This is a genomic window from Anaerovorax odorimutans (genome assembly GCF_024459955.1).
Lineage (GTDB): Bacteria > Bacillota > Clostridia > Peptostreptococcales > Anaerovoracaceae > Hominibacterium > Hominibacterium odorimutans_A.
Genome location: NZ_JANFXK010000039.1, coordinates 1 through 5,287 on the forward strand (window position 1 = coordinate 1; position 5,287 = coordinate 5,287).

The 5,287-nt window shown below is 35.2% G+C and carries 4 protein-coding genes; all 4 read left to right on the forward strand.

Annotated features, from left to right (window positions below):
* Window positions 1–316 precede the first annotated feature (316 nt).
* Window positions 317–1,072 carry a hypothetical protein gene (locus tag NE619_RS17475; RefSeq protein ID WP_256133770.1) on the forward strand — a complete coding sequence of 252 codons (756 nt, stop codon included), beginning with the start codon at window positions 317–319 and terminating at the stop codon, window positions 1,070–1,072.
* 496 nt (window positions 1,073–1,568) lie between these two features.
* On the forward strand, window positions 1,569–2,318 hold the full coding sequence (locus NE619_RS17480; RefSeq protein WP_256133772.1) for a DUF5986 family protein: 750 nt from the start codon (window positions 1,569–1,571) through the stop codon (window positions 2,316–2,318).
* A gap of 23 nt (window positions 2,319–2,341) precedes the next feature.
* Window positions 2,342–3,481 (forward strand): helix-turn-helix domain-containing protein, encoded by a 1,140-nt coding sequence (locus NE619_RS17485; protein WP_256133774.1) that lies wholly within the window; start codon window positions 2,342–2,344, stop codon window positions 3,479–3,481.
* A 679-nt stretch (window positions 3,482–4,160) separates the two neighbouring features.
* On the forward strand, window positions 4,161–5,183 hold the full coding sequence (locus NE619_RS17490; protein ID WP_256133775.1) for a virulence RhuM family protein: 1,023 nt from the start codon (window positions 4,161–4,163) through the stop codon (window positions 5,181–5,183).
* Window positions 5,184–5,287 lie beyond the last annotated feature (104 nt).

Genomic DNA, 5,287 nt, shown 5'->3' on the forward strand with positions numbered 1-5,287 from the left:
GGGACTTATAGCGAAGCTACTGGACTATTTTGAATAGCAATGACTTGAGGACTGCCTTGGCAGTCCTTTTTGATCTTAGATAAAGTTGATTTTAACTTGAATTCCGTACATTAAGATATGGAATATGTAGTGCTTTGCTTATGATGACGATTCTGTTACAATTAAAAGAAATATCTGTAAAATTTGTCTCTGGAGGAATACTTGTGTAAGAATTATTGCTACCGCCCTCACCGCATGAAAATGATGGCGGAGCAGAGATGCTAGATAGAAATTAAACAAATTGGAAATTGTTGGTTAATAATAGGAGGAATAGTAGATGGCTTTTACAAGTGCTAAAAAAAAGAAATATTTAAAAAGAATTGTTATTATGTTATCTCTGATATTTATTATAGTAATTTTTCTTTTGATGCCATTCGTAATTGATGCGATTTATGATTATTCACCACCAATCAAATTTTTTGATATAGAGTTATCAAAAAGTGATATTTTGGATTATTACGCTCAGTTGCTATCATTAATAGCAACTGTTATCTTAGGAGTAATAGCAGTAGTTCAAACATGTAGAAGTCAAAAAAAGTCAGAGGAGATAAATGAATTACAGCTAAGTATTGCCCGACGAGAATTAGCAGTTGTGGAGAAACAGTATGCGGATAATATGGGAAAAATTGAAGCGTTTACTCCTAAGTTTGAGATTAGAATAACGGGATATAATGGATTTTATAGTAATATTAAACTTGAAATTAAGAATATTTCAGAAAAGATATCTGCATTTAGATCTATATCGTTTGATGTATATAAGAATGGGGAGGCAATGTATCCTGTTAAAGAGTGGAACATTAAGTTTCGATCAATGGATAGTTCTGAAAAACAGTCTGCTGAATTTTCTACTCCAGATATGTGTGACAATGTTGAGAATAGGGGACAAAGAAATTCTTGGAAAAATGTTAAACTAGTTTGGAAATTTTCATGTGATGATTATAACGGAAAAAAGCATTATTTTGCAGCTGAAATTTTTATTTCAAATACGGGAGAGTTTAGCGATGATTATTGGGAAATAAGCAAAATAGGATAGTCGATAACAAATCATAGAAATTTTGCATCCTTAGTTTTTAGAAATTCACAAATACTACTTTGGCTGAAACATTTTGGTTAAGTCGACATCAGCGGATAGGGGGAATTTCAAGCTAGATATGTTTATCGAAAAGGTATGGGACATGGGAAATACGTCAGGAAGAAATGTGAGGGCAGAATTTAATTCATAAAATTAAATTCGCCTCACAGGTTTAAGGCTAACTTTTTGAATCTCAGTTTAACAATATATTAAAGAAAGGGTTGCCCCGCAGTCCTTTTTCTTTTTTCTATTCTATGTAGCTTTTTTTCGTAATTAATAAAAAAGTCGATAAATATTTACGTTAATTATATAATTGACTGGAACTATTGACATTTTCAAAGAAAACGCCTATAATGAGAAAAGGATATACCATAGAGGAAATGGTAACAGAGATATTATTAATATAAAGTATGTACAAATTTTATTGTACAGCCAAGATAAAGCAAGGAGGTATTGGATGAAGAATAGCAACGGCATAGATGTGGATGCAAAAGTTGTAAAGGAAATTGTGGGAATAGTAAATGATTCTATTGGGGATAGAATAAAAGAAGATGTGAGAAAACAAAGATTAAGGACTCAAAATAGTACACCTACAAGAATTTGGGATTTGCTTAATACAAGTTTATGCGAGCATTTTGAAAGTGATGATTGTATGTCATATATAACTAAAAGAGGGCCGTGGCAGATGGTAATGCTTTTTGAGAAGAAGTCCGGATTCTTATTTACATTCATGAGGGAAAAACGGTTTGCGCAACTGGCACAAGATAGTAAACGTAAAAATATGCATTACTTGGATATGTTGACAAGACATTTGAATTCTGATTTACAAGGTTCGCAGAACCAAATGTCACTATTTGAAAAAAGATTTAATGATCAAGATCAATTACAAGAAGCAATTGATAAATTGTTAAAAGATTTACATAAGGATGATGCAATTATTCAGAGGCATATATTGGTTCTGTTTGAGAGTTCACATTATGTTTTAAATTCTGTAAGAGCGGTTATGATAGATTCAAATTTGGATATTGTAGCTGAAGTCGATTGGAGTGAGCACATTGTGGCGGAAGAAAGTACAATTGTGGGATATACCAGTGGAACAAGCGTTATGGATAGTCCTACTCGCGGATTAAAGTTAACAAAGAAAGCAGCGGAAAGAAAACGGACAAATCCTTTGAAAGAAAGCAAGGAAGGTGTCAAGGCAAAATAAACTTTAGGAAAGAGGAATAGCTTATGAACAATGAGTTTAATGGAGAACGACTAAAAAAGGCTCGTATATATCGCGGAATTACAGTAGCTGAACTAGCAAATAGAATTGACTGCCAAAGGCAGACCGTTTCAATGTATGAGAATGGAAAATCTAAACCTATGGATGATTCGATTATTGAAAACATCTCTAAAGAATTGAAGTTCCCTCCAAAGTTTTTTTTAGAAAGGACAAATGATATAACAATTGGAACGACATATTTTAGGGCATTATTAACAACAAATAAAAGATATAGAGCGGAACAAGTACAAAAGATGGAATTTGTAGCTGAAATATATAATTTTTTAAAGGATTATATCGTCTTTCCGCCTTTGAATCTTCCTGATTTTGGTCATTGTACACCAGAAGAAGCAGCAGTAAAGTTGAGAGAAGATTGGGGATTAGGAGATAAGCCAATAGAAAATATTATTCATGTTGTTGAAGAACATGGAATTTTAGTCACTTCATTTTCTACCAGCACAGATGATATTGATGCATTCAGTCAAATGATAACTGTAAACGGAGAAACAGTATACTTGATAGGATATTCAAATAATAAGACATCGGCAGCGCGAATTCATTTTGATATAGCTCATGAATTGGGACATATTTGCTTGCATGAATGGAGTGAAGATGTGGAAATGTTAGAGCGGGATGAATTTAAAGAGAGAGAAAAAGAGGCAAACCAATTTGCATCAGCTTTGTTACTCCCGGAAAATTCATTTAAAGCGGACTTGAGTGGAAAAAAGTTACGAATTCCATACTACACAGAGCTTAAAAGAAAATGGAAGGTTTCCATACAAGCTATGAACCGTAGAGCATATAATTTAGGGGTAATCACATCCGATGAATATCAAATAATGATACGTACGTTGCAACGAAGGGGACTGCGAAAAGAGGAGCCTTTGGATGACGTTATTCTGACGGCAGAACCATCGTTGCTAAAAACTTCAATTTTGATGTTATTGAATGAGGAGGTTTTTACGCCAAAAGAGTTTATGGATGAATTATCCTTTTCATATAATCTTAGTTTATCACCTGAGGAAATTGAGTATTTGCTTGATTTACCGGAAGACACTTTGACTCCTTCTAAAATACTTCAATTTCCAACATTAAGATTAAAATAAGAACATCTAAATATTTAGAATTAGAAAGGTCGTTTTACTAAAAGTCAGTAATAAAATGACCTTTTTTTGTTGGATAAGCGGAAAGAGATCGGCAAACGGTTCGTTTTCTAAAATGGATCGAACGTTATCCCGGTTGGTGGCAACTTATTTGTACGCCACAGGATGAACATATCAATTTGCCAATGATGAAAACTTTGATTGAGCAGCTTGCCGAAGATTCCTTTTATACTATTCTGACCAATTTATACGGCGTTGCCGTAAGGTGCAGAATAGTGAAAGAAACTCGACATGGCTCGTTTCTTATGAAATTATTTTCGTATTGCTCATGGTACATAGGGATGAACCTTTTATGGGAAGTTTCTACCAATCTATGCTGGTGAATATGACGGCTTATGAATGGAAGACGGGGCGCAAGGAGGGACTTATAGCGAAGCTGCTGGACTATTTTGAATAGCAATGACTTGAGGACTGCTTTGGCAGTCCTTTTAAATTATAGACAATGTTGATTTTAGTTCGGAATTTCGTATATCAAGAATGAATGATGTCGTGCTTGCTTATGATGGTTGTTTTGTTATAATGAAATAAATTGGAAATCCAAAACGATGTAAACTATTATGACTAAAGACGTGTTTCATGATGAATAGTTAGAACGGAAAAATGTTTAAAAGGGGTAAATTAGATGGAAGGAAAAAAACTACAGATTCGTAATAGTACTGTTGATTTTCTCATTTTTACAAAAGATGCAGGCGAGGATTCTATCGAAGTTCGCGTACAGGAGGGCGATGTATGGCTGACGCAAAAGGCCATCGGACGGCTCTTTGACGTTGAGCGCAGTGTGATTACCAAGCATTTAAAAAATATATTTGAAAGCGGAGAACTAGATGAAAATTCAACTTGTGCAAATTTTGCACAAGTTGCTGATAATGGAAAAACTTATCAATATAAGTTCTATAGTTTGGCAGCTATTGTGGCCATAGGTTATCGTGTTAATTCTGCCAGAGCCGTGCAATTTCGGCAGTGGGCTACAAAAGTTTTGGAAACATTTACAAAACAGGGCTATGTGCTGGATAAGAACCGATTGATTAATGGACAGATCTTTGATGAAGACTACTTTGACCATTTGATTTCTGAGATTCAGGAGATCCGGGCCAGTGAACGGAGATTCTATCAAAAAATTACGGATATATATGCGACAGCGGTAGATTATTCCTTTGATAGTAAAACTACACGTGAGTTCTTTGCTACCGTGCAGAATAAAATGCATTATGCAGTACATGGAAATACGGCAGCAGAGTTGATTGTAGAAAGGGCAGATCATACAAAGGAACATATGGGCTTGACCAGTTGGAAGAATGCTCCAAACGGGAAGATCGTAAAAGCGGATGTTTCCACTGCGAAAAACTATTTGCATCAGAAGGAAATGCAGGAACTGAATGAAATTGTCACAATGTATCTGGATTATGCAACCAGACAGGCTCGCCGCCATATCCCCATGACAATGGCTGATTGGGTCGAAAAGCTGGACGCCTTTTTAAAGTTTAATGATGCGGAAATATTGCAGAATAAAGGTAAGGTAACCGCAGAGATTGCGAAAGCTTTCGCAGAGAGTGAGTTCGAGCAATACCGGGTATTGCAGGATCGAAGCTATGTGAGCGATTTTGATCGCTTGCTTGCGGAAACCGAGATAAAATCAGAGAAATAAAGTTTCTCTATCAAATCCAAGTTTATTCCTGTTTCCCACCCTACATAGTAGCAAAGCGGAAAGACCTATCCCGCTTTGCTGCTTTTTATTTACCATTCAAAAAG